Below are 2355 nucleotides of genomic sequence, written 5' to 3'. Positions count from 1 at the left end.
AAAACAAGCTTACGATTTAAACCAAGATTATTTCAACAGTGCATTAGCTGAAATCGCCAGTGTCGAACCCAATATGATGCTAGCGCGACTAGATAATTATGAAGCAAATGTTCAGCGAGATATCATCATTAATGCTAGCTACGCCCTTGCCGATATTTCGGAAAACGATTTTTTGCAGGTTATAAACACCCTGTCTGATGACAATAAAGATATCGCTTTTCGTCAACGATCAGCCCAGTTGAGCCAAACAGATCCACAACAAGCGTTTAATGTAGCCGAGCGCATTAATGACGCCACGACTCGATTAGAATCCATTGCTAGCACTGCCAATGTGTGGAGTGGGTTTGATAAACGAGCCGCATTAACGGCGATTGATAACTCAAGCCTATTAACTGCCAGCCAAAAATCCGAAATAAGCCGTCAAATACAATTGCAGTTAACATCATCGAATATTATTTACCCTTGAGTAATCATTCGATAATTTGCCAACCTGTTTGTTTCTAAGGCCAGTGGAACTTTTGTGGTAAAAATTTATTCGAGATAAACCGTTTTAATCGCGGTGCAAGCTAGTTGTCTAAGCCAATACCTTATAACAAAGAGTAAAACGGTTTGGCTGAAACCTTTCAGCAGTATTTGAAGCTGCAAAATGTATCTCGAAAGATCATCAAACCCTGTTGATACCAATAGCAATTAACGTCACCACACAAATGATCTAGCAATCAACATTGATGCACGGAGTCGTTAAGTTGATTATTATGACGGAAATATAGAGTCAGTTAATGTCGAGCAAAGAGGCCGCATAATGCAACGCAGACAGTTTTTAAAAGTGAGTGTGATAGGTGCAGCAGCAGGATTAACCGGTGCTGGGGCATTATGGTTAAGCAAAGGCAATGATCCAACGCAACTAAACATTACAGCGCTATTAGCCAAATTGAATCAGTTAACAATGTTACCAACTGAACAGCTTGCCGGTTTAAGTATTGGAAAATGGAACAGTGCAGAAGTGTTTACTCATTGCGCACAAAGCGTTGAATTTTCCATGAGCGGATTTCCAGAACATAAATCAGCACTCTTTAAACAGACTGTCGGAGCACTGGCGTTCACTGCATTTGCCACTAAAGGCGCGATGTCACATGACTTATCCGAACCAATCCCAGCTGCGCCAGAGCTAGACCGAAGCGTTGATGTTAATCAAGCACTCGCTAGACTGATACACTCTTTAGATGATTTTCAACAATATCAAGCTGAACTGGCACCACATTTTGCTTATGGTAAATTAAACAAAGCCGATTACGAACTTGCCCATGTACTGCATTTTTATAATCACCAACAGACTTTTACCCAAATGAGTTAGTGTTTATCTCCACACCTAATAAGTATTAAGTGGATAATCCAACTTACCCGCAATGTTAGTGCAGCTTAGTACGGCCATTTTTATCGATACTATTGGTATTATTTAACCGCAACGCCCAATTACCATTATGTTGTTGGTCACAGGCGGTTTCAGTATCAAAGCTAACATATTGATTGATGTCTTTGAGATCAATCTGGTATTGAGCAAGGGTGCGTTGAATTAGGGTTAACAGTACCGTTTTATGGCCACTTTGATTAAATTGCGTTAGCTGTGTTTCTGTATCAAAGACACAAATAATTCGTAAGCTTTTAGGGTATAGCGTGTAATCAACTACGTGTGTAATCCATACAAAACCCGGATAGTTGTCTAATGCATGTTCGCATACGACAGTTAATCCTTCTCTTAATTTATTGTCCGTTTTTTTATCGGTTTTACGCATACTAAAAATGTTATTCCTGATCTGTTGAACTACATGAATAGACCTTCTGATGAAAAGCTATTTAGAAAAATGTGTTTTATATGAATAACATATCGTTCACCATGACTCGCTACCATTAATGATGAACAACCATTTTTTTGCATAAATCTTGTTTAAATTTAAATAATGACTAAGCAGCAACACTAATTAAAATAATCTAAACCAACATCTACCCGATTTCCACCTGCAATTTTTGCTCTATACATCGCTTGATCTGCATGCTGAATTAATTGCTGCTCGTCATCACCATTATCGGGATAACGAGCGACACCAATACTTGGTGAAAGTTGTAAATTTAGGCTATCAAATTGATAAGGTATTTCAAGTTGAGCACGAATATTTTCAGCAATAACCAGCACCTTATCAAATGAATCGATACCATTTAACACCACGACAAACTCATCGCCACCAAAACGTCCGACCGTATCTGATTTACGAACACAATCACGCAAACGTTGAGCGATATTCTTGAGCAGCTTGTCACCAACAAGATGACCATAGTTATCATTTACTTGCTTAAATC

The 2355-nt window shown here is 38.7% G+C and carries 4 protein-coding genes; 2 read left to right on the top strand and 2 right to left on the bottom strand.

All coding sequences use genetic code 11. The annotated features are described in order from the left end of the window. Both H5202_RS20735 and H5202_RS20730 read left to right on the top strand, forming a co-directional pair. A partial coding sequence (locus H5202_RS20735) for a hypothetical protein (RefSeq protein WP_182773729.1) occupies window positions 1–466 on the top strand: 466 nt, incomplete at its 5' end. Window positions 467–802: 336 nt separating this feature from the next. Then, the gene (locus H5202_RS20730) at window positions 803–1354 is read left to right on the top strand and encodes a DUF1569 domain-containing protein (RefSeq protein ID WP_182773728.1); all 552 of its coding nucleotides are present in this window, start codon (window positions 803–805) and stop codon (window positions 1352–1354) included. Window positions 1355–1409: 55 nt separating this feature from the next. Here the strand turns inward: H5202_RS20730 and H5202_RS20725 are convergent, their stop codons facing one another. Continuing rightward, window positions 1410–1793 carry a Fis family transcriptional regulator gene (locus H5202_RS20725; RefSeq protein WP_182773727.1) on the bottom strand — a complete coding sequence of 128 codons (384 nt, stop codon included), beginning with the start codon at window positions 1791–1793 and terminating at the stop codon, window positions 1410–1412. A gap of 182 nt (window positions 1794–1975) precedes the next feature. Continuing rightward, window positions 1976–2355, bottom strand: a 380-nt coding sequence (locus tag H5202_RS20720; RefSeq protein WP_182773726.1) for a diguanylate cyclase domain-containing protein, incomplete at its 5' end; no start/stop codon positions are given.

Origin of the sequence: Shewanella sp. SG41-4 (genome assembly GCF_014164505.1) — a bacterium.
GTDB lineage: Bacteria > Pseudomonadota > Gammaproteobacteria > Enterobacterales > Shewanellaceae > Shewanella.
This window is presented reverse-complemented; position numbering and strand designations above follow the sequence as displayed.

Bases quoted from the DNA above. Each gene is read 5' to 3' on its own strand.
- H5202_RS20730 (WP_182773728.1), top strand. From the start codon at position 803: ATGCAACGCAGACAGTTTTTAAAAGTGAGTGTGATAGGTGCAGCAGCA.
- H5202_RS20725 (WP_182773727.1), bottom strand. From the start codon at position 1,793: ATGCGTAAAACCGATAAAAAAACGGACAATAAATTAAGAGAAGGATTA.